General features: G+C 69.5%; 9 protein-coding genes and 2 pseudogenes. 6 read left to right on the top strand and 5 right to left on the bottom strand.

The window, feature by feature from the left end; genetic code table 11:
• Positions 1-121: 121 nt before the first annotated feature.
• Together HK415_RS08960 and HK415_RS08965 are read left to right on the top strand one after the other, a co-directional pair.
• A complete protein-coding gene (locus HK415_RS08960) occupies positions 122-622 on the top strand; it encodes an arsenate reductase ArsC (RefSeq protein WP_171558302.1) in 501 nt (166 codons plus the stop codon).
• A gap of 128 nt (positions 623-750) precedes the next feature.
• Positions 751-3,036: a PhoX family protein gene (locus tag HK415_RS08965; protein WP_171558304.1), complete on the top strand. Its 2,286-nt coding sequence runs from the start codon at positions 751-753 to the stop codon at positions 3,034-3,036.
• A 6-nt stretch (positions 3,037-3,042) separates the two neighbouring features.
• On the opposite strand, the gene HK415_RS08970 is transcribed toward HK415_RS08965, so the two are convergent.
• From HK415_RS08970 to ftsH, 5 genes and pseudogenes are all read right to left on the bottom strand, one after another.
• Complete coding sequence (locus HK415_RS08970) at positions 3,043-3,534, bottom strand: hypothetical protein (protein ID WP_171558307.1); 492 nt, start codon at positions 3,532-3,534, stop codon at positions 3,043-3,045.
• 88 nt (positions 3,535-3,622) lie between these two features.
• Complete coding sequence (locus tag HK415_RS08975; RefSeq protein WP_171558309.1) at positions 3,623-4,165, bottom strand: MOSC domain-containing protein; 543 nt, start codon at positions 4,163-4,165, stop codon at positions 3,623-3,625.
• Positions 4,162-5,496: pseudogene (glmM, locus tag HK415_RS08980) on the bottom strand (phosphoglucosamine mutase). The gene HK415_RS08975 and the pseudogene glmM overlap by 4 nt, the downstream one beginning before the upstream one ends.
• A complete protein-coding gene (gene folP / locus HK415_RS08985; RefSeq protein ID WP_171563263.1) occupies positions 5,493-6,350 on the bottom strand; it encodes a dihydropteroate synthase in 858 nt (285 codons plus the stop codon). Before folP ends, glmM begins: the two are co-directional and overlap by 4 nt.
• Positions 6,351-6,427: 77 nt before the next feature.
• Positions 6,428-8,331 (bottom strand): annotated as a pseudogene (gene ftsH / locus HK415_RS08990) (ATP-dependent zinc metalloprotease FtsH).
• A gap of 956 nt (positions 8,332-9,287) precedes the next feature.
• On the opposite strand from ftsH, the gene HK415_RS25890 reads away from it, so the two are divergent.
• From HK415_RS25890 to HK415_RS09010, 4 genes are read left to right on the top strand one after another with little or no spacing between them, the layout of a single operon-like run.
• Positions 9,288-14,258 carry a hypothetical protein gene (locus HK415_RS25890; protein WP_171556293.1) on the top strand — a complete coding sequence of 1,657 codons (4,971 nt, stop codon included), beginning with the start codon at positions 9,288-9,290 and terminating at the stop codon, positions 14,256-14,258.
• Positions 14,203-16,389, top strand: a complete 2,187-nt coding sequence (locus HK415_RS09000) for a peroxidase family protein (protein WP_171556294.1) — start codon at positions 14,203-14,205, stop codon at positions 16,387-16,389. The genes HK415_RS25890 and HK415_RS09000 overlap by 56 nt, the downstream gene beginning before the upstream one ends.
• Positions 16,281-21,833 carry a peroxidase family protein gene (locus tag HK415_RS09005; RefSeq protein WP_373684639.1) on the top strand — a complete coding sequence of 1,851 codons (5,553 nt, stop codon included), beginning with the start codon at positions 16,281-16,283 and terminating at the stop codon, positions 21,831-21,833. Before HK415_RS09000 ends, HK415_RS09005 begins: the two co-directional genes overlap by 109 nt.
• 13 nt (positions 21,834-21,846) lie before the next feature.
• On the top strand, positions 21,847-24,414 hold the full coding sequence (locus HK415_RS09010) for a M10 family metallopeptidase C-terminal domain-containing protein (RefSeq protein WP_171556296.1): 2,568 nt from the start codon (positions 21,847-21,849) through the stop codon (positions 24,412-24,414).
• Positions 24,415-24,422 lie beyond the last annotated feature (8 nt).

The raw sequence follows: 24,422 nt of genomic DNA on the forward strand, positions 1-24,422 counted from the left end.
TGCGGCATGGAGGCAGTCTTGCGCCCGCGCGTGACGCCCTCGTGGCGTTTGCTTGGCAGTTCCGTGACGGTGCCGCCACCGTCATGCAGCTGTCATGGAGGCCCTGGAAAATGGCCCCCTCATGCGTACCGAACCCCTGCGCGTCCTCTTCCTCTGCACGCACAACTCCGCGCGCAGCATCCTGGCCGAGGCCCTCCTGAACCACCTCGGCGCCGGGCGCTTCCGCGCCTTCTCGGCCGGCAGCAGCCCGCGGGCCCACCAGCAGCCGAACCCGCTGGCATTGCGCGTGCTGCAAGGCGCGGGCATCGCCACCACCGGCCTGCGCAGCAAGAGCTGGGACGAGTTCGCCGGGCCCGGGGCGCCGGCGGTCGACCTGGTGATCACCGTCTGCGACAACGCCGCGGGCGAGCAGTGCCCGTTCTGGCCCGGCGCGCCCGCCACCGCGCACTGGAGCTATCCGGATCCCTCGGAAGTGCAAGGCAGCGAGGAGCAGAAGCTCGAAGCCTTCCGCAGGACCATGCATGCGATCCGCACCCGCGTGCAGCTGCTGCTGGCCGTTCCGCCCGAGCGGCTCGCCAGGGAAACGCTGCAGCGCGAGGCCCGCGCGCTCGCCGGCCACTGAAGATTCGCCCCCGCGCGGCCCCGCGCGCCCACCGTCATCGTTCTGCCACCCGCTTGCCACGCTGCTGTCACGCGCGCTTCCTAAGCTTCGCGCCGACTGCATCCCTCTCCAAGAAAGGCAAGCCAACGATGAACGCGTCCACGCGCAATGAGATCGCCGCACTGCACGGCGCCGATGAGGAAGACTGCAACGGCAGCGGCAACCGCTCCCTGATGGAGGTGCTGGAAGAAAGGCTGTCGCGCCGCAACGTGCTGCGCGTCGGCATGGGCTCCGCGGCGGCGGCGGTGCTGGGCACGGTCGCCGGCTGCGGGGGCGGCAGCGATGCGGTGGCGGCTCCGGCCCCGGCCCCGGCCCCCACGCCTGCTGCCGGTCCGCAGCCGCTGCGGCTGTCCTTCGCCGCAGTCGCCAAGAGCACGGCGGACGTTGTGAGCGTGCCGGCCGGCTACACGGCCACGGTCCTCTACGCGGTGGGCGACCCGCTGGACGCGGCCACGCCGGACTACCGCAACGACGGCACCGACACGGGCTTCGAGAACCGAGCCGGCGACCACCACGACGGCATGGAGTACTTCGGCCTGAACGCCGCCGGCACGGCACGCGACGCGGCCGGCTCGGACCGCGCCATCCTCGCGATGAACCACGAGGCGCTGACGGACCAGTTCCTGCACGCCGCCGGCACCACGCCCAACCCACGCCCGGCCGCCGAGGCCGACAAGGAGATTCCCGCGCACGGGCTGTCCTTCGTCGAGGTCCGCAAGCAGAACGGCCGCTTCGCCTACGTGAAGGGCTCGGCGTACAACCGCCGCGTGACGCCGCTGACCCCCATGCGCATCCACGGCCCCGCGCGGAGCAGCACGCTGATGAAGACGCTGTTCTCCAGCGTCGGCACCGACTGCCGTGGCACCATCAACAACTGCGGCACCGGGATCACGCCCTGGGGCAGCTTCCTGACCGGCGAAGAGAACTGGGCCGGCTACTTCACGCGCTCGTCCACCGACAACACCGCGCGCGGCGGCGCCACGGCGCGCAGCGTGGTGTCCCTCAACCGCTACGGGCGCGCACAGGGCGCGGCCAGCCGCCACGGCTGGGAGACGGCCGGCGCGGCCGACGCCTACGCGCGCTGGAACATCAGCCAGGTGGGGGCCTCCACCGACGGCACGGACGATTACCGCAACGAGCTCAACACCTTCGGCTGGATGGTGGAAGCCGACCCCTATGACGGCACGCAGGCGCTGCGCAAGCGCACCGCGCTCGGCCGCTTCGCGCACGAGAGCGCCGCCTTCGGGCTGCGCGCGCCGGGCCGGCCGCTGGCGGTCTACATGGGCGACGACTCGCGCGGCGAATACATCTACAAGTTCGTCTCCGCCGCCAACTGGGACGCGGCCGATGCCAACCCGGCCAACCGCATCACCACCGGCGACAAGTACCTGGATGCCGGCAAGCTGTACGTGGCGAAGTTCAACGCCGACGGCACCGGCCAGTGGATCGAGCTGGCCATCGCCAACCCGGCGATCTCCGGCTACGCCACCTACACCTTCGCCGACCAGGCCGACGTGCTGGTGAACGCGCGGCTCGCCGCCGACGCCCTGGGCGCGACGAAGATGGACCGTCCCGAGTGGTGCGCGGTGCACCCGGTGACCGGCGAGATCTACTACACGCTCACCAACAACAGCAACCGCAAGGTGGAGCCGACGGGCACGCAGATGGCCCTGGACGCCGCCAACCCGCGCGCCTACACCGACGCGCCCACCGCGCCCAGCGCGCCGGGCAACATCAACGGCCACATCGTGCGCATGCGCGAAACCGGCGGCGATACGGCCGCGACCGGCTTCACCTGGGACATCTACCTGTTCGGCGCCGAGGCCGGCATGGACCCGGCGAAGGTGAACCTCTCCAGCCTCACCGCGGACCAGGACTTCTCCAGCCCCGACGGCCTGTGGTTCAGCGCCAAGACCGGCTTCGTCTTCATCCAGACCGACGACGGCGCCTTCACCGACGTCACCAACTGCATGATGCTGGTGGGCAAGCCGGGCCAGGTGGGCGACGGCGCGACCCGCGTGCTGCAGTACACCAAGGGCGACGGCAGCACGCTGGACGTACAGACCCGCGTGGGCGCCACGCCCGGCGCCGACACGCTGCGCCGCTTCCTGGTGGGCCCCGCCGACTGCGAGATCACGGGTATCTGCGAAACGCCCGACGGGCGCGCGCTGTTCGTGAACGTGCAGCACCCCGGCGAGTCCATCAGCAAGGCCAACGTCACGGACCCGACCAAGTACCTGAGCCACTGGCCGGGCAATGCGGGCTACGGGGCCGGCGGTGCCGGCGCGCGTCCGCGGTCCGCGACGATCGTGATCACGCGCGACAACGGCGGCCTGATCGCCGCCGATGGCGACGCGGTGCTGAACGCGTTCTGAAGGCGGCTAGAAGCGCACGCCCGCCGAGAAGCGCAGCCGGTCGCTCTCGTGCTGGCTGCGCAGCGGCTGGTCGTAGGAGAAGCGCAGGTAGGACCAGCGCCAGTCGTAGCGCACCGCCAGGCCCAGGCCTTCCTGCCCGAACTGGCGCGTCACGTGCATGGACAGCGCGTTGCCGCCCGGGAAGCGGTAGCCGCCGCCCACGCTCATCACGTCGGTGACCAGGCTGCGGCCGATGCCGGCGCGCGCGAACCACTTCTCGCCGGCTTCCAGCGACAGGCCGCTGCCGGTGTGGGAGCCGGCCGCCGACAGGCGGACCGGGCCCACGGCCGCCAGCGGCTGCCGCGGCGTGAGCTCGGCCTCCGGAACCCAGGCCGGGCGGGTCAAGGTGTAGTCGGCGGCCACCGCCTGGGCGCCTGCCGGCAGCAGCGGCGCGACCGCGAGCACGCCGGCCAGCAGGAGGCGGGCGGCGGTCTGGCGGAGCGGATGGGCGGGTCGCATGGGAACCAATGTAGACCCTGGAACGGGCCGCTGCCCAGTGACTCATTTCCTCTGTGGCAGCTTCGCGACGAGGACCCGCCAGGCGGTGCTAGACCGGCTCCAGCGGGTGGTGCGGTGTTTCCGGAAGTTGCAGCACGATGGCGTCACCGGCCCGGACGGTGCCGCCCCGGCGGACCACGGCCATCACCCCGGTTTTGCGGACAACGCGGCCGTTGGCGTCACGATCGAGCACTTTGGCCATCAATCCGGGCTGGAAGCGGTCGATCTGCCTGCACGGATTGCGCAGGCCGGTGACCTCGACTTCGGCCTCCGCGCCCAGCCGCAGGCGGGTTCCCGCGGGCAAGGACAGCAGCTCGATGCCGCGCGTGGTGATGTTCTCGCCCATGTCGCCGGGGAACACGGCGTGGTCCCGTTCCACCAGTTCGTCGAACAGTTCGGCGTGGATCAGGTGCACCTGCCGCAGGTTGGGCGCGGATGGGTCCCGGGCGACGCGCGAGCGGTGTTTCACGGTCGCGCCCGCATGGGCGTCGCCCTCCACGCCCAGGCCGACGACGAGCGTGATGCTGTCTTCCTGGAACTTGCTGAAGCTGTGGCTGCTGCTGCGGTGGACCGCCAGCACGCGTGGGCTCATCCGCCGCGCACCGCCTCGGCCAGCCGTTCGGCGGCGCTTTGCGCGACCTGCGCGTCGCTGGCTTCCACCATCACGCGCAGCACGGGCTCGGTGCCGCTGGCGCGGATCAGCACGCGGCCGGAGCCATCCAGCTCCTTCTGCAGCGTGTCGCACTCGGCGGAAAGCTTCGTGTTCTTCTTCCAGTCCTGCCCGGCGGCCAGACGCACGTTGATCAGCGTCTGCGGGAACAGGGTCACGCCCTCCAGCAGCTGCGCGACCGACTTGCCGCTGCGCGCGCAGGCCTTGAGCACCTGCAGCGCGCTGATCAGGCCGTCGCCCGTCGTGTGCTTGTCCAGGCACAGGAGGTGGCCGGAGCCCTCGCCTCCCAGCAGCCAGCCGCGCTTTTCCAGTTCCTCGAGCACGTAGCGGTCGCCGACCTTGGCGCGCACGAACTCGACGTCCTTCGCTTTCAGCGCCAGTTCCACAGCCATGTTGGTCATCAGCGTGCCGACGGCGCCCGGGACGCGTTCGCCGTTCTGGATGCGGTCCATCACCATCACGTACAGCAGCTCGTCGCCGTTGAAACAGGCGGCCGTTGGCATCCACCACCTGCAGCCGGTCGGCGTCGCCGTCCAGCGCGATGCCGAAGTCGGCGCGGTTGGCGCGCACCGCGCTGACCAGCGCTTCCGGGTGCGTGGCGCCGACCTTGTCGTTGATGTTCAGGCCGTCGGGCGAGCAGCCCAGGCAGAAGACCTCGGCACCCAGCTCGTGGAACACCTTGGGAGCGATGTGGTACGCCGCGCCGTGCGCCGCATCCACGGCGATCTTCATGCCCTTGAGCGTGAGCTCGTGCGCGAAGGTGCTCTTGCAGAACTCGATGTAGCGGCCCGCGGCATCCTCCAGCCGGCGCGCCTTGCCGATGGTGGCGGAGTCGGCCCATTGCGGCGGCTTGTCCAGCTCCGCCTCGACGTCCAGCTCCCACGCGTCCGGCAGCTTGGTGCCCTGGGCGCTGAAGAACTTGATGCCGTTATCGGGATACGGGTTGTGGCTGGCGCTGATCACCACGCCCAGGCTCGCGCGCTGTGCCTTCGTGAGGTAGGCCACGCCCGGCGTCGGCAGCGGGCCGAGCAGCACGACGTCCACGCCGGCAGAATTGAAGCCGGACTCCAGCGCGCTCTCCAGCATGTAGCCGGAGATGCGCGTGTCCTTGCCGATCAGCACCGTGGGGCGCTCTTCGGTGCGCTTGAGCACCCGGCCGACGGCGTGCGCCAGGCGCAGCACGAAGTCCGGGGTGATCGGGGCTCGCCCACCGTGCCGCGGATGCCGTCGGTGCCGAAATAACGTCTGCTCATGTCTTGCTTCCTGCATGGCCCGCCAGGGCCGACTGGGTGGCGCCCCATACCTTCAGCGCGGCCACCGTTTCCCGGACGTCGTGCACGCGCACGATCGCCGCCCCCTTGTCCACCGCCAGCAGCGCCGCGGCCACGCTGGCCGTCACGCGCTCGTGCGCGGGCGCGCCGCCGGTGACCGCGCCCAGCGAGGACTTGCGCGACCAGCCCGCCAGCAGCGGATAGCCTTCGTGCAGCAGCTCCCGCTGGCGCGCCAGCAGCGCGAAATTCTGGTCCACCGTCTTGCCGAAACCGATGCCCGGGTCCCAGGCGATGCGCGACACCGAGACGCCGCGCCGGCGCAGCTCCTCGCTGCGCTCGCGCAGGAACTCCAGCACCTGCGGCACCGCGTCGCCTTGCATGGGCGTGCGCTGCATGGTCTGCGGCTCGCCGTGCATGTGCATCAGGCACACGCCGCAGGACGGATGCGCCGCCACCACGTCGGCCGCGCCCGGCTGGCGCAGCGCCCAGATGTCGTTGACGATGTCGGCGCCGAGGTCCAGCACCTCCTGCATCACCTCCGGCTTGTAGGTGTCCACCGAGATCGGCACGCCGAACTTCACGGCTTCGCGCACCACCGGCAGCACCCGGGCGCGCTCCTCGTCCAGCGGCACCGGGGCGATGCCCGGGCGCGTCGATTCGCCGCCGATGTCGAGGATGTCCGCGCCCTCGCGGATCAGCTGCTCGCAGTGCTCCAGCGCCGTGCGCGTGCTCACGAAACGCCCGCCGTCCGAGAAGGAGTCGGGCGTGACGTTCACGATGCCCATGACCCGCGGACGGTCGAGCGCGATCGCGAAACGGGAGGTCTGCCACTGCAGGTTCATGGGGGAATTGTGCGCTACGGGGCAAAGCGAAAGGGGCCCAGAGGGCCCCTTTGTCGCGATTCACGGCGATTTTACGCGGCGTTCGGCGCCGGGTCCGGTCCCACCGTGGGGCCGCCGGTGCCCGAGCTGGGCGTGCGGGGCGTGAAGTCCTTGGGCGGACGCGGCTCCTTGCCGGCCATGATGTCGTCGATCTGCTCGGCGTCGATGGTCTCCCACTCCAGCAGGGCCTGCGCCATGCGGTGCATCTTGTCCTTGTTGTCCTCGATCAGGCGGCGGGCCAGCGTGTACTGCTCGTCGATGATCCGGCGGACTTCCATGTCCACCTTCTGCATGGTCTGCTCGGAGATGTTGGTGGTCTTGGTCACCGAACGGCCCAGGAAGACCTCGCCCTCGTTCTCGGCGTACACCATCGGGCCCAGCGCGTCGGTCATGCCGTAGCGCATCACCATGTCGCGGGCCAGGTGCGTCGCGCGCTCGAAGTCGTTGCTCGCGCCGGTGGTCATCTGGTTCATGAACACCTCTTCCGCGATCCGGCCGCCGAACAGCATGGCGATCTGGTTGAGCATGTACTCGCGGTCGTAGCTGTAGCGGTCCTTCTCGGGCAGGCTCATGGTCACGCCCAGCGCGCGGCCGCGCGGGATGATCGTCACCTTGTGCACCGGGTCGCACTTGGGCAGCAGCTTGCCGATGATGGCGTGGCCGGCCTCGTGGTAGGCCGTGTTGCGGCGCTCTTCCTCGGGCATCACCATGGACTTGCGCTCCGGGCCCATGATGATCTTGTCCTTGGCCTTCTCGAAGTCCTGCATCTCGACCACGCGCGCGTTGCGGCGGGCGGCCATCAGGGCGGCTTCGTTGCACAGGTTCGCCAGGTCGGCGCCGGACATGCCGGGGGTGCCGCGGGCGATGATGCCCGGGGCCACGTCCTGGCCGATCGGGATCTTGCGCATGTGCACGTTCAGGATCTGCTCGCGGCCGCGGATGTCCGGCAGCGTCACGTAGACCTGGCGGTCGAAGCGGCCAGGGCGCAGCAGGGCGGCGTCCAGGATGTCCGGGCGGTTGGTCGCGGCGACCACGATCACGCCCAGGTTGGTCTCGAAGCCGTCCATCTCGACCAGCATCTGGTTGAGGGTCTGCTCGCGCTCGTCGTTGCCGCCGCCGAGGCCGGCGCCGCGCTGGCGGCCGACCGCGTCGATTTCATCGATGAAGATGATGCAGGGGGCGTTCTTCTTCGCGTTCTCGAACATGTCGCGCACGCGGGCCGCGCCCACGCCGACGAACATCTCGACGAAGTCGGAGCCGGAGATCGAGAAGAAGGGCACCTTGGCCTCGCCGGCGATGCCCTTGGCCAGCAGCGTCTTGCCAGTGCCGGGAGGGCCGACCAGCAGCAGGCCGCGCGGGATGCGGCCGCCGAGCTTCTGGAATTTCTGCGGGTCCTTCAGGAAGTCCACGACTTCCTTGACCTCTTCCTTGGCCTCGTCGCAACCGGCGACGTCGGCGAAGGTAATCTGGTTGCTGCTCTCGTCGAGCATGCGGGCCTTGCTCTTGCCGAAGCTGAAGGCGCCGCCCTTGCCGCCGCCCTGCATCTGGCGCATGAAGTAGATCCACACGCCGATCAGCAGCAGCATCGGGCCCCCGCTGACCAGCAGGGTCATGAGCAGCGAGCCCTCTTCGCGCGGCTTGACGTCGAACTTGACGCCGTTGTTGATCAGGTCACCGACCAGGCCGCGATCGAGGTAGGTGGCGGTGGTGCGCACCTTGCGGTCATCGTTGGTGATGGCCACGATCTCGGTGCCGCCCTGCCCCTCCTGGATGACCGCGTTCTTGATCTGCTTGTTGCGCACCTGCTCCAGGAAATCCGAGTAGCCGACGACGGAAGCTCCCGCGGCCCCCGGGTATCGAACTGCTTGAAAACGGTGAAAAGCACCAGGGCGATGACCAGCCAGACGGCGATCTTGGAAAACCACTGATTGTTCAAAACGAGTCTCCGGGACGTATGGCCCACCTAGAGGGGGCAGTTGGTCCTCATTCTAGAGGTTTCAAGATACGGAATGATCTGATTTCGCTCGGCGCCCCCATAGGGGAGGCCCTTGACTGGTGTCGGACATGGCGCACACCCCCGCCCTCCGGTTCAGTCCGCGCCCCAGGAACCTTACACACCCCTTAAGGCCGCAGGGTCAATACTTACGAAAAGTAAGCAACCGCGAGATTCCGTACTTGTTCCGTTGAGAAAAATCAAGCCACCAAAAGGGGTGCTGTACAGCCTATAGCACCTTCATGTCAATTGATGAGCACGTTTCTTTTCGATGCTTTTAATGTTTATTCCACTAAAGTTGCAACATATTTATTTCATTCTGCATTTTCAGTAACCCTCGAAACCAGATGATTCAATCGGTGGATACGTTTTGAGATCAGCCGTATAACTAGCCCCTCACCGATGGATACACATCGGACGCAAGTGTCGGATGCCGGCTGTTGTTCAGTCCGGAGGGAGGGTTCGAAACCTTTATGGATTTCGAAAGGGCATGGCCAACAGCCATCCCCGAGGAGGTGGACATGCAGACCTATTCCGGTCGCGAAGCCTTGGTCCCACTCCGGCGCTGCAGCCGATTCGCGCGCTTGCGCGCACGATCGGGCGCCGCGCTCACGGCCCACGCCATGGCCCGACATTGCCCGGCAACGGCTTCTTCAGGCCGTCCCACGCTCTTCTTCCCGCAGCCGCCGGGCAGCTTCCTGCCCAGGGCGTCCACCCGCTCCCGCCGAGGCCATCCGGGGCTTCGAAGTCGCTGGCGCAGGTCCTAGCTCTCCCCCTGATTTTTCATAGCTGGGCTGATCGGCCCGGCCGAGTGCCTGCCCGTGCGGTCGGCGTTGGCGCAGCTTGCCCATCGGGAGCGCGTCAAGCCGGGACCGCTTGTCCCCTAGGAGATTTGAATTATGGCTACCTTGATTCGGTCAGATCTGGAATTCATCCTTCAGCAGATCCTGATAGCCGAGGCGCATGCGGCCGGCGCGGACCTGACCACGCTGGTGCCCAACGCCTTCGCGCCCATGGGGCTGCGGACGGTGGACGGCTCGTACAACAACCTGGTGACGGGGCAAGTCCAGTTCGGGTCAGCGGACCAGCCCTTCCCCAGCATGGTCGACTCGACGTCCGCGTATGCCAACGGGAGCGCGATCGACCCGCAGCCCCGCATCATCAGCAACCTCATCGTCGACCAGACAGCCAACAATCCGGCAGCCTTGGAGGCGGCGATCCTGGCCAACGGTGAGCTCGGCGCCGCGCTCGCCGAGGCCCTCGCGTTGAGGAACGCGACGGCGGAAGCTGCCGCGGCAGCTCAGGCGGCCGAGGAAGCTGCGACCGCAGCCAGCGATGCCGCCGATGCGGCACTCGCGCAGGCACAGGCCGCGCTGGTGCTCGCTCAGGACAATGCCACGGCGGCCGCCGCTGCCAGCAACACCGCCGACGCGGACCTTGCTGCCGCGCAGGCCGCACTGCTCGCCGCGCAGGACGCCGCCGCCGCCGCCACCTCCGCCAGCGACGCCGCCGACGCCGACCTGGCCGCCGCCCAAGCCGCGCTGCTGGCCGCGCAGGACGCCGCCACGGCCGCCACTGCCGCCAGCGACGCCGCCGACGCGGACCTGGCCGCCGCCCAAGCCGCGCTGCTGGCCGTGCAGGACGCCGCCACGGCCGCCACCGCCGCCAGCGACGCCGCCGATGCAGACCTGGCCGCCGCTCAAGCCGCGCTGCTGGCCGCGCAGGACGCCGCCGCCGCCGCCACCTCCGCCAGCGACGCCGCCGACGCGGACCTGGCCGCCGCCCAAGCCGCGCTGCTGGCCGCGCAGGACGCCGCCACGGCCGCCACCGCTGCCAGCGATGCCGCCGATGCGGACCTGGCCTCTGCGCAAGCTGCGCTGCTGGCCGCGCAAGACGCCGCCACGGCCGCCACCGCCGCCAGCGACGCCGCCGATGCGGACCTGGCCTCTGCGCAAGCTGCGCTGCTGGCCGCGCAAGACGCCGCCACGGCCGCCACCGCCGCCAGCGACGCCGCCGATGCGAATCTGGCTGCAGCGCAGGCCGCGCTGCTGGCCGCGCAGGACGCCGCCACGGCCGCCACCGCCGCCAGCGACGCCGCCGACGCGGCTTTGGCCTCTGCCCAAGCTGCGCTGCTGATCGCGCAGGACGCTGCTGCCGGCGCCACCGCGGCCAGCGATGCGGCCGATGCCGACTTGGCCGCCGCGCAGTCAGCGCTGCTGGTCGCTCAGGACAACGCCGCGGCCGCCACTGCCGCCAGCGATGCGGCGGATGCCGCCCTGGCCGCTGCGCAAGCTGCGCTGCTGGCCGCGCAGGACGCCGCGGCTGCCGCGACCGCCGCCAGCGACGCCGCCGATGCGAATCTGGCTGCAGCGCAGGCCGCGCTGCCGGCCGCACAGGACGCCGCCACGGCCGCCACCGCTGCCAGTGATGCCGCCGACGGGGACCTGGCCGCTGCGCAGGCAGCGCTGTTGATCGCGCAGGACGCCGCCACGGCGGCAACCGCCGCCAGCGACGCCGCCGATGCCAGCCTGGCCGACGCGCTGGCAGCGTTGCTGATCGCGCAGGACGCCGCCACGGCTGCCACCGCTGCCAGCGACGCCGCCGACGCGGACCTGGCCGCCGCGCAGGCCGCGCTGCCGGCCGCGCAGGACGCCGCCACGGCCGCCACCGCCGCCAGCGACGCCGCCGACGCGGACCTGGCTGCGGCGCAGGCAGCGCTGGTGATCGCCCAGGACGCTGCCGCTGCCGCCACCGTCGCCAGCAATGCCGCCGATGCCGCCCTGGCTGCCGCGCAGGCCGCGCTGCTGACTGCGCAGACCAATGCCACCGCTGCCGTCGCCGCCAGCAACGCCGCCGATGCCGCCCTGGCCGACGCGCAGGCCGCGCTGCTGGCCGCGCAGACCGATGCCATTGCCGCCACCGCCGCCAGCGATGCCGCCGATGCCGCCCTGACTGCCGCGCAGGCCGCGCTGCTGGCGGCGCAGACCGATGCCACCGCTGCCACCGCTGCCAGCGATGCCGCCGACGCCACCCTGGCCGCCGCGCAGGCGGCGCTACTGGCCGCGCAGGACGCCGCCACGGCCGCCACCGCTGCCAGCGACGCCGCCGACACGGACCTGGCCGCTGCGCAGGCAGCGCTGGTGATCGCGCAGACCAATGCCACCGATGCAACCGCCGCCAGCGATGCCGCCGACGCGGCCCTGGCCGCTGCGCAGGGCGAAGCAGCCGCTGCCCAAGCTGCGGAAACCGCGGCCATCGCGGCGAGCGGCGCCGCAGACGGCGCCGCAGCCGACGCGGCAGCGCTTGTCGCCATCCTGGACGGGGCTGCCGGCGACTTGCTGACCGCCGCGCAGAGCGCCCTGGACTCGGCAAATGCCGCCCTTCTGGCGGCCGAAGCTGCGGAAGCTGCTGCCGCGCTCACGGGCAATGCAACAACCCTCGCGGCCGCCACCGCCAGTACGGCGGCAGCGGAGACAGCGGCGGCTGATGCGCTCGCCGCCTTCACGGCACTGCAGGCCGATCCCACGGCAAGCAATGCGGCCACGGGCGACGCCATCCGCGCAGCCGACCAATCCGCCTCTCTGGCGGCGATCGCCGCCCAGGACGCCGAACTTTCGGCCACTGCCGGGAGCGACCTGGCCGACGCGGCCGTCACCAGCGCTCAAGCCGCCGCCGATGCCGCCCAGGCTGCCGAGACTGCGGCCCTGCTCGCTGTCGCCGACGCCGAGGCTGATGTCCTGGCTGCGCAAGCCGCCGCCGATGCCGCCCAGGCTGCCGAGACCGCAGCCCTGCTCGCCCTGGCCGACGCCGAGGCCGATGTCCTGGCTGCGCAAGCCGCCGCCGATGCCGCGCAGGCTGCCGAGACCGCAGCCCTGCTCGCCCTGGCCGACGCGCAGGCCGATGTCCTGGCTGCGCAATCCGCCGCCGATGCCGCCCAGGCTGCCGAAACCGCAGCCCTCCTCGCCCTGGCCGACGCCGAGGCCGATGTCCTGGCTGCACAAGCCGTCGCCGACGTCGCCCAGGCTGCCGAGACCGCCGCCCTGCTCGCCCTGGCCGGCGCCGAGGCCGATGTCCTGGCCGCGCAAACCGCCGCCGATGCCGCCCAGGCTGCCGAGACCGCCGCCCTGCTCACCCTTGCCGGCGCCGAGGCCGATGTCCTGGCTGCACAAGCCGTCGCCGACGTCGCCCAGGCTGCCGAGACCGCAGCCCTGCTCGCCCTGGCCGATGCCGAGGCCGCCATTCCGGTGGCCCAGGCCGCCGCCGATGCCGCCCAGGCTGCCGAGACCGCAGCCCTGCTCGCCCTGGCCGGCGCCGAAGCCGATGTCCTGGCTGCGCAAGCCGCCGCCGATGCCGCCCAGGCTGCCGAGACCGCCGCCCTGCTCGCGCTGGCCGACGCCGAAGCCGATGTCCTGGCTGCGCAAGCCGCCGCCGATGCCGCGCAGGCTGCCGAGACCGCAGCCCTGCTCGCCCTGGCCGACGCGCAGGCCGATGTCCTGGCCGCCCAAGCCGCCGCCGATGCCGCCCAGGCTGCAGAAACCGCGGCCCTGCTCGCCCTGGCAGATGCCGAGGCCGCCGTTCCCGTGGCCCAAGCCGCCGCCGATGCCGCGCAGGCCGCCGAGACTGCGACCCTGCTCGCTGTCGCCGACGCCGAAGCCGATGTCCTGGCTGCGCAAGCCGCCGCCGATGCCGCCCAGGCTGCCGAGACCGCAGCCCTGCTCGCCCTGGCCGGCGCCGAGGCCGATGTCCTGGCTGCACAAGCCGTCGCCGACGCCGCCCAGGCTGCCGAGACCGCAGCCCTGCTCGCCCTGGCCGATGCCGAGGCCGCCATTCCGGTGGCCCAGGCTGCCGCCGATGCCGCCCAGGCTGCCGAGACCGCAGCCCTGCTCGCTGTTGCCGATGCCGAGGCCGCCATTCCGGTGGCCCAGGCCGCCGCCGATGCCGCGCAGGCTGCCGAGACCGCAGCCCTGCTCGCCCTGGCCGGCGCCGAGGCCGATGTCCTGGCTGCGCAAGCCGTCGCCGACGCCGCCCAGGCTGCCGAGACCGCAGCCCTGCTCGCCCTGGCCGGCGCCGAGGCCGATGTCCTGGCTGCGCAAGCCGCCGCCGATGCCGCCCAGGCTGCCGAGACCGCAGCCCTGCTCGGCCTGGCCGACGCCGCGGCCGCCATTCCCCTGGCCCAAACCGCCGCTGATGCCGCCCAGGCCGACGAGGCCGCAGCCCTGCTCGCTCTTGCCGACGCGCAGGCCGATGTCCTGGCAGCGCAAGCCGCCGCCGATGCCGCGCAGTCCGCGGAGGCCGCAGCCCTGCTCGCCCTGGCCAACGCGCAGGCCGACGCCCTCTCGGCGCAGACGGCTGCCAGCAACGCCCAGGCCGCGGAAGAAGCCGCCCTGCTTGCACTGGCCGGCGCCCAGGCGGCCGTTCCGGTCGCGCAAGCCGCCGCCGTCGATGCCCAGGCCGCGGAAGAAGCCGCCCTGCTTGCCCTTTCCGATGCCCAGGGCCAGGTGGCGACGGCAGGTGCGGCTGCGGGTGATGCCCAGGTCGCCGAAGACGCTGCCGTCAGCGCCAGTGATCAGGCGGATCTCGAAGCAGCCGCTGCGACCACCGCCTTCAACACGGTGCTGGGCGAACTGTCCAGCGAAAACGGCTCCCTGAGCATCCCGAACGCGGCCCCGGACGTAGGGCTGTCAGCGCCGTTCAACTCGTGGTTCACCTTCTTCGGCCAGTTCTTCGATCACGGCCTGGACCTGGTCAACAAGAGCAGCTCTCGAAATCGTCTTCATCCCTCTGCAGCCGGACGATCCGCTGTACCAGGAGCCCGTGCCGGGCAATCCTCCGCCCGCCAATTTCATGATCGTCTCGCGGATCATCCGTGACGAGAACGGCGACGGAACGAACCAGACGACCCCCTTCGTCGACCAGAACCAGACCTACACCTCGCACGCCTCGCACCAGGTGTTCCTGCGCGAGTACGCATTCGACGCAGGTGGCAGACCGGTCGCCACCGGCAAGCTGCTCGAGGGCGCGGACGGAGGCCTCGCGACCTGGGCCGATGTGAAGCAGCAAGCGCTGGAGAAACTCGGCATCGCACTCGACGACTCGGACGTGCTCAACGTGCCGCTGCTCGCAACCGACCAGTACGGCAAGTTCATTCCCGATCCCGTCACGGGATTCCCGCAGCTCGTCACGCTGTCCGGGACACCGCCGCTGCAATCCGGCACGCCCGGCGCACCCGTGGACGCCTCCCTGGCCGTGCGTACCGGACATGCGTTCATGGACGACATCGCGCACGCCGCCGCACCGAGGCCCGGGCTGGTGGCGGACGAGGATACGGACATCAACGTGGGGCCGCCGCCCGCCGGGACCTACGACAACGAACTGCTGGACCGCCACTTCATCACGGGAGACGGTCGCGGCAATGAAAACGTCGCCCTGACCGCCGTGCACCACGTGTTCCACTCGGAGCACAACCAGCAGGTCGACGACATCAAGGCGACGATCCTGGCCAGCGGAGACGCCGCCTTCATCGAGTCCTGGCAGCTGCCCGACGGATCGTGGAACGGGGAACGCCTGTTCCAGGCGGCGCGCTTCGCCACCGAGATGCAGTACCAGCATCTGGTGTTCGAGGAATTCGCGCGCAAGCTGCAACCGACGATCGACGCCTTCCTGGCGCCCACCGGGTACGACGCGACCATCAACCCGGCCATCGTCGGCGAGTTCGCCCATGCCGTGTATCGCCTCGGCCACTCGATGCTCACGGAGACGGTGGATCGCCTGGACCCGAACTTCGTGCCGAACGACATGACGCTGCTGCAGGCGTTCCTGAACCCCGTCGGGTTCAACAACGACGGGGCGCTCACGCCCGATCAAGCAGCCGGCGCCATCGTGCGCGGGATGACCCGCCAGGTCGGCAACGCGATCGACGAGTTCGTGACCGACGCCGTGCGCAACAGCCTGCTGGGCCTGCCGCTCGACCTCGCGGCCATCAACATCGCCCGCGGCCGCGACGCCGGCGTGCCGACCCTGAACGAGGCCCGTCGCGAGTTCTTCCAGATGACGGGCGACAGCCAGCTGAGGGCGTACACGAGCTGGGTGGACCTCACCCAGCATCTCAAGCACCAGGCGTCGGCCATCAACTTCATCGCCGCCTACGGCACGCACGAGGCGCTGCTCAACGCAGACGTCAACGCGGTCGCCGAGAAGCGCGCCATCGCCGTGGCCCTCGTGTTCGGCGGCACGGCCGTCTACACCGACAGCAGCGGCGTCCAGCACACCTTCGATGCCGACGCCGTGGGAGTGGACCGCCTTGACTTCCTGAACAGCACGGGCCGCTTCGCCAACACGGCCACCGGCGTGACGGTCACCGGGGTCGACGACATTGATCTCTGGATCGGCGGGCTGGCGGAACAGACGATGCCCTTCGGCGGCATGCTGGGCTCCACCTTCGGCTTCGTCTTCGAAACCCAGCTCGAATCGCTGCAGAACGGCGACCGGTTCTATTACCTGTCGCGGCTGGCGGGCCTGAACTTCCTGACCGAGATGGAGAACAACTCGTTCGCCAAGCTGGTGATGCGCCACACCGACGTCACCCACCTGCCGGCGGACATCTTCTCCACGCCCGGCTGGATCCTTGAGGTCGACACGACGCGGCAGTACACCGGCATCGGCGACGGCAATGACGATCCGACCGAGGGCGGAACGGCCCTGCTGCCCCTGGTGATCCGGGACGATCCCGCGACGCCGGAGCTCGACACGAACTACCTCCGCTACACCGGCGGCGACCACGTCGTCCTCGGCGGCACCGCGGGCAACGACACGCTCATCGCCAGCATCGGCGACGACACGCTCTGGGGGATGGCGGAAACGACAGGCTGGAAGGCGGCGCCGGCAACGACAACATCGAGGGCGGTGACAGCGACGACATCATCACCGACACCGGTGGCGACGACGTGCTCAAGGGCAACGCGGGCAACGACGTCATCCACGGCGGGCCGGGCTTCAACCTGATCCTCGGCGGCGACGGCAGCGACTTCATCATCACCGGCGAGGACGTGTCCGAGACTTTCGCCGGCCAGGGCAACGACTTCATCCTGGGCGCCCAGATGAACCTGCCCACCTTCGGCAACGAGGGCGACGACTGGATCGAGATCGGAACCTCGGACGGCGCCGGCGGCGACAACTTCGACCCGCTGGAGGCGGGCACCATCCTCGGCCACGACGTCTTCATCACCGGCGGAGGATTCGACGAGGCCGACGGCGAAGGCGGCGACGACATCATGGTGTTCTCCGACGGTTCGGACCACTTCGGCGGCGGCGGCGGATTCGACTGGGCCAGCTACGCAGCCGACCCGCTGGGCGTGTCGGCCGACCTGCTGGTCAGCGACCGCATCGAACCTCCCGTGACGCCATCGAACCAGGGCATCCTGGACGCATTCGCACAGGTCGAGGGGCTGTCCGGCTCCGCGTTCAGCGACATCCTGCGCGGCGACAACGAGGACGCATTGAGCATCGCCACCGGGGATGCGCAGGACAGCACGCTGACCAACGTCGCCCTCTACAGCAACGTGCAGCCGCTGCTGGGTGCCGGGGTGGCCACGTTCAATTCCGGCAACATCATCCTGGGCGGTGGCGGCAACGACATCATCGAGGGCCGCGGCGGCAGCGACATCATCGACGGCGACCGCTGGCTCAACGTGCGCATCAGCGTGCGACAGAACGTCGACGGCACGGGGCCCGAGATCCGCAGCGTGAACAGCCTGACCGAGCTGGTGCCCGACATGCTGGCCGGCACCTACAACCCCGGCCAGCTCCAGATCGTGCGCGAGATCCTGACAGCGGCGCCAGGATTCGACACCGCCGTCTTCACCGGCAACCGCGCCGACTACACCGTCACCACGGCTGCCGACGGCACCGTGACTGTGGCCCACGTCACGCCGCTGACGCCGGCCTGGGACGACGGCACCGACACGCTGCGCAACATCGAGCGGCTGCAGTTCAACGACGGGGCTGTCGTTCTCACGCCCGGCCTCAATGCGGAGCCCGTGGGCTTGCTGACCCTGAACAACGGAACGCCGGCCGTCAACCAGGTGCTGACCGCATCCGCAGCCGGCATCAGCGACGGCGACAGCCCGGCCGGGATCACCGGCCCGATCAGTTTCGTCTGGCAGGCCGAAGTCCTGCCCGGTACCGGCATCTTCCAGGACATCGTCGGCGTCGGCGGGGCCATCGAAGACACGGCGGTCGGCCCCAACTTCCGCGTCACGCAGCAGTTCGACGGCCTGGCCCTGCGCGCGCGCGCCGTCTACAAGGACGGCCATGGCGTCCTGGAGAACGTCTATTCGGCGGCCACCGCCCCTGTCGATGGCGTGGTGGCCCCGCCTGCGACCGGCGGGCCCCTGCCCGTGGAGACTCCGGTGGACAGCGCCGGCGTCCGCTTCATCCGGGCGGACCTCGACTTCATGCTCCAGCAGATCAGGATCGGGGAGGCCCATTCGGGCGCCTACGGCACGGAGTCCCAGGACCTGCGTTCCCTGCTGCCCAACACGCGCCTGCCCTTCGGGCTGCGGACCGTGGACGGATCCTTCAACAACCTGGTGCCCGGCCAGGAGCAGTTCGGAGCGGCGGACGGGAGCTTCCCGTTCCTGCTGGACCAGGTGTTCCTCAACGACGCGGACGGCGACACCTTCGACGCGAACGGCCCGGCGCCCGGCGGACTGGTGAACAACACCAACTACGCGACGACCACGAATGTCGCCGATGCCGACCCGCGCATCATCTCTAACCTGATCTCCGACCAGACCGCCAACAACCCCGCCGCCGTCGCTGCCAACGGTGGCGCCGAAGCGGTGATGAGCCCGGGCATGGACGGGGTGTTCGGCACCGCGGACGACCGGCCGGTCTTCTTCATCCCCAACACGGCCCCGGACGAAGGACTGTCGGCGCAGTTCAACTCCTGGTTCACACTGTTCGGCCAGTTCTTCGACCACGGCCTGGACCTCGTGGACAAGGGCGGGAACGGCACGGTCTTCATCCCGCTGGAGGCGGACGACCCGCTGATCGCGGGGGCCGATGGCATCTTCGGCAATGGCGACGACCTCTCCGTGAACCAGCGGTTCATGGTCGTGACCCGTGCCACCAACGCGACCGATGCCCTCAGCATCGCCACCCAGGCGGGCGCCGACAACATCCTCAACACGGCGGACGACGTCCATTTCCACAACAACCAGACGACCCCCTTCGTCGACCAGAACCAGACCTACACGTCGCACGCGTCCCACCAGGTGTTCCTGCGTGAGTACGAAATGGGCGCTGGCGGCAGGCCCGTGGCCACGGGCCGGCTGCTCGACGGCGTCAATGGCGGCATCGCCAACTGGGCCGAAGTCAAGGCGCACGCGCTCGAGTTCCTGGGTCTTCGCCTGTCGGACACCGACGTCCTCAACGTGCCCCTGCTGGCCACTGACGCCTACGGGAAGTTCATTCCCGGCGTCAACGGTTTTGCCCAGGTCGTCACCAACGTGGGACTGGTCGAGGGCACGGCCACCGGACTCGACCTGAACAACCTGCCCGACCAGGTGGTGAACGGGGTGCCAGTCGAAGTCTTCGCAGCACGCACCGGCCACCCCTTCCTTGCGGACATCGCGCACACCGCCGCGCCCCTGGGCATGGTCGACCACGACCGCAACCCGGCCACGGCCCCGGTGCAAGGCACCGCGGATGCCGACACGGACACCGGCAATGCGATCCCGCTCAATGCGTTCGGCGTGGCGACCACCTACGACAACGAACTGCTGGACGCCCACTTCATCACCGGCGACGGCCGTGGCAACGAGAACATCGGCCTGACCGCCGTCCACTTCATCTTCCACGCCGAACACAACCGGCTGGTGGACCACGTCAAGTCGGTCATCCTCGCCTCGAACGACCCGGCATTCATTGCCCAGTGGCAATACCCGGACGGATCGTGGAACGGGGAACGGCTGTTCCAGGCGGCCCGCTTCGGCACCGAGATGCAGTACCAGCACCTGGTGTTCGAGGAGTTCGCGCGCAAGGTGCAGCCGCAGGTGGACGTGTTCCTGCTGGAGGGCCAGGGCTACGACTCGACGATCGACGCGTCGATCGTCGCCGAGTTCGCCCACGTCGTCTACCGGTTCGGGCACTCCATGCTCACCGAAACGGTGGACCGGTACGACCCGGAGTTCAACGTGATCGGCGGCGAGCAGCTGGGCCTGATCGCGGCCTTCCTGAACCCGCTCGAATACACCGCGAGCGGAGCGAACGACGCGGCGGCGGCCGGGGCGATCGTGCGCGGCACGACACGGCAAGGCGGCAACGAGATCGACGAGTTCGTGACCGAGGCCCTGCGCAACAACCTGCTGGGTCTGCCGCTCGACCTGCCCGCCATCAACATCGCACGCGGCAGGGACACGGGGGTGCCGACGCTGAACCAGGCGCGCGCCCAGTTCTTCGACATGACCGGTGACACCCAGCTCAAGCCCTATGCAAGCTGGGCCGACCTGGCCGGCAACCTGAAGCACGAAGCCTCCCTGGTCAACTTCATCGCGGCCTACGGCACGCACGACTCGATCACCGAGGCGACCACGAACGCCGGCCGGCGCGCCGCCGCCTACGCCCTGGTCTATGGCGCCAATGGCATGGACGGCCTGGCCGACAGCGGCGATGAACCGACCGTGGCCGTGCCGGCCGACCGGCTCGACTTCCTGAACGGCCCTGCCGCCAGCACTGGAGTGGACGCGATCGACCTCTGGATCGGCGGTCTGGCCGAAAAGCAGATGCCGTTCGGCGGCCTGCTGGGGTCCACCTTCAACTTCGTGTTCGAAAACCAGATGGAGAAGCTCCAGAACGGCGACCGCTTCTATTACCTGGAGCGGACCGCGGGGCTCAACTTCTTCAACGAGCTGGAGAACAACAGCTTTGCCAAGGTGATCATGGCGAACACCGACGCCAAGCACCTGGCCGGAGACGTCTTCTCGACCCCCGGCTTCACGCTGGAAGTCAATCAGGCGCACCAGTTCACGGGCCTGGGTGCCGATGGCCGGGGCGACCCGCTCGGCGACGTCATCCGCGACGACCCGCAGACGCCGGACCTCGACACGAACTTCCTCCAGTACACCGGCGACCAGCACGTCGTGCTGGGCGGCACGTCCCTGAACGACGTCCTCATCGCGAGCGAGGGGGATGACACCCTCTATGGCGACGAGGGCAACGACAGGCTCGAAGGAGGCTTCGGCAACGACATGATCCTGGGCGGCGACGGCGACGACATCATGACCGACGTCGGCGGGGACGATAACCTGCAAGGCGGCGACGGCAACGATGCGATCCACGGCGGCCAGGGCCTGAACCTGATCCTCGGCGGCTTCGGCAACGACTTCATCGTGCTCGGCCCGGACGGCGCCGAAGCCTTCGGCGGCGGGGGCAATGACTTCATCATGGGGACCCGCTCGGCCGAGATGCTGTTCGGCAACGAGGGCAACGACTGGATCGAACACGGCATGGCCGACGGCAGCGCGGGCGAGAACTTCGACACGCGCGGCCTCGATGCGATCGTTGGTCACGACGTCTTCATCGGCGACAGCGTCTCCGATCGCATGGGCGGCGAAGGCGGCGACGACATCATGCAAGGCAACGGCGGCCAGATCGACCGCTACCTTGGCGGTTCCGGCTTCGACTGGGCGCTGTTCAAGCACCCCACCAACGGCACGACGGCCGACCTGAACCTGAGCGCCTTCAACGAGGCGCCCCAGCCGCTGTCGGTCGCCTCCGTCCTGGCCCGGTTCGAATCCGTCGAAGGCCTGTCGGGCTCCGCGTTCTCCGACGTGCTGATCGGCGACGACATGGACGCGACCACGATCCCGACGTCCGGCTTCACCGGCAGCGTGCTGACCAACTTCTGGCTGATCGACGGCCTGCAGGAATTCGTCGGGGCCGGCGTCACCTCGTTCAGCTCGGGCAACATCATCCTGGGCGGCGACGGGCACGACCTGCTCGAAGGCCGTGGTGGCGACGACCTGATCGACGGCGACCGCTCGCTCAACGTCCGCATCAGCGTGCGCTCCAACAGCGACGGCACCGGCGACGAGCTGTTCAGCGTCGACACGATGAGCGAACTCGTGGACGAGATCTTCGCCGGCACGGTCAATCCGGGTCAGCTGGTGGTCGTCCGGGAACTGCTGTCCGGCAACCCCGAGGCACCCGGCTTCGACACGGCGGTGTTCCGCGGCACCCTCGCAGAGTACGAGTTCATCACGGATGACCTGACCGGGGTCACCACCGTGACGCACAACCTGCTGGATGGCGACGGCCTGGTGGTGGGCATCGGCATCGATGGCGTGACCCCTCACCAACATCGAGCGCCTGCAGTTCTCCGACCAGTCGATCATCCTCGATCCCTTCTTCGAGAATGCGCCGGTTGGCCTGCTGACGATCAATGACGACACGCCGGAAGTGGGTCAAGCGCTCACCGTGTCGACGGCAGGCGTCACGGACGACGACAACATCAGCCCGACCAACCCGACGGGCACGATCACCGGCCCTGTCTCCTACTTCTGGCAGGTCGAACTGGTCCCCGCTTCCGGAATCTTCAGCGACATCATCATCCCCACCGGTCTCGGCGACCAGTTCGCGATCGGCTCCAGCTACACGCCGCGCACGGATGAAGGCGGGCTTGCGCTGAGGGTGCGGGCGGTGTACCAGGACGCCCTGGGCGTGCTGGAAACCGTGTTCTCTGCGCCGACCGCGGCGGTGGTCGACGGTACGCCGGGCGGCACGCTCACGATCTCCGACTCGACGCCGACCGAGGGCCAGCCCCTCACGGTGGACAACCAGATCACCGACGCCAACGGCCTGGACGCCGTGGTCTTCAACTACCAATGGCAACAGAGCCAGCTGGGCGGCGGCGGTGCGTTCAGCAACATCGCCGGAGCGACCGACGCGAGCTTCACGCCGGAACAGGCGCAGGTCAATCGCCAGTTGCGGGTCGTGGTGAACTACATCGACAACGCCGGGAACCTGAATTCATTCACTTCGCCGGCCACGATCGTGACCGGCGACCTGATCGCTCCGAACGGTGCCCCCGATACGCTCAACGGCACGGCGGGGCAGGACAACATCAGCGGCGGCGGAGGTGCGGACATCCTGAACGGGCTTGACGGCGCCGACCTCCTTTCCGGCGGCACGGGCAACGACGTCGTCAATGGCGGAGCCGACAACGACCTCATCCACTACGCGATCGGAGACGGCATCGATGCCGTGGACGGCGGGCTCGGCCTGGACGTGCTGAACATCACCGACGGCAACACGGCCAGTTCCCTGAACGTTGTCTACGTGGCTGGCGCGCTGACCCTGGTGGCGGGCGGCACGGTGGTCAACGTGGAGTCCGTGGCGGCCAACCTGCAGGGCGGAACCGATACCCTGAGTTATGCCGGCACGACGGAAGCCGTGACGGTGAACCTGGGCGCGGGCACGGCCTCCGGCTTCGCCTCCATCGCCGGCATCGAGAACGCGATGGGTGGCAGCGGCAACGACACGATCATGGGCTCCGCAGGCGTCACCAACAGCCTGAACGGCGGAGCGGGCAACGACGTGTTCGTGGTCGATGACACCGCAGACGTGGTCACCGAAGCCGCCGGCGGCGGAACGGACGAGGTTCGCTCACTCGCCGCCAGCTACACGATCGCCAATCCCAACGTGGAGAACCTGACGTATATCGGCACGGGGAACTTCACCGGCACGGGCAACACCGCGGCCAACGTGGTCACAGGCGGCAATGGCGCCGACGTGCTGTCCGGCGCCGCCGGCAACGACACGGTGAACGGCGGCATCGGCGCCGACACCCTCAGCGGCGGCACCGGCAACGACACCGTCTCCGGTGGCGACGGCAACGACACGATCAACTACGCCCTCGGCGACGGCGTCGATACCTGGGACGGCGGATCAGGCCTGGATCGGGTCAACGTCACGGGCACCGCTGCGAACAACACGCTGAACGTGACCTACAACGGCAGCGTGCTCACCACCGTGGCTGGCAACACGATGGTCGGTGTCGAGCAAGTCGTCGCTGATCTTCTTGGCGGGTCCGACACGCTGATTTACACCACGACCGCCGCCGTGACCGTGAACCTGGGCCTGGGAACGGCGTCCGGATTCACGCGCCTGGTGGGGATCGAGAACGTGCTGGGCGGCAGCGGCAACGACACGCTGGTGAGCGCGGCAGGCGTGGTCAACTCGCTCAACGGCGCCGGCGGCAACGACGTCTACGTGGTGCACGAGGCCACCGACATCGTGACCGAAGCGGCCGGGGGCGGGACGGACGAGGTCCGCTCGGTGGGCGCCAGCTACACGCTGCTCAATGCCAACGTGGAGAACCTGACGTTCATCGGCGCCGGCAGCTTCACGGGCACCGGCAATGCCGGGGCGAACGTGGTCACCGGGGGCAGCGGCAGCGACACCCTCAACGGCGGGCTCGGCAACGACACGCTGTTCGGCAACGCCAGCAACGACACCCTCAACGGGGACGCGGGCAACGACTCGCTGAACGGCGGAACGGGTGCCGACGCGCTCAATGGCGGTGACGGCAACGACCTGCTCGATGGCGGCAGCGAAAGCGACACCTTGAGCGGCGGTGCCGGCAACGACACGCTGCTCGGGGGCGCGGGCAACGACGCACTCAATGGCGGCGACGGTGTCGATGTGATCAACGGCGGTTCCAACAACGACATGCTCACCGGCGGGCTTGCCAACGACACCTTCGTCTTCCAGGCTGGCTTTGGCATCGACCGGATCATCGACTTCGACGCCAACGTCGCAGCGGGCGGACAGGACCTGATGGACATCAGCGCGCTCGGGATCACCGCGGCCAACTTCGCCGCCTCGGTGGCCATCGCGGTGGTCAACATCGACGGGGTCGGCCCGCTCGACACGCTGGTGACGATCGGTACCAACTCGATCGGCGTGCTCGGCGTGAACGGCGCCGGCGCCAACGCCATCGGCCAATCCGACTTCATCCTGTCCTGACCTGGCCC

This window comes from Ramlibacter montanisoli (genome assembly GCF_013087525.1).
Classification (GTDB): domain Bacteria; phylum Pseudomonadota; class Gammaproteobacteria; order Burkholderiales; family Burkholderiaceae_C; genus Ramlibacter; species Ramlibacter montanisoli.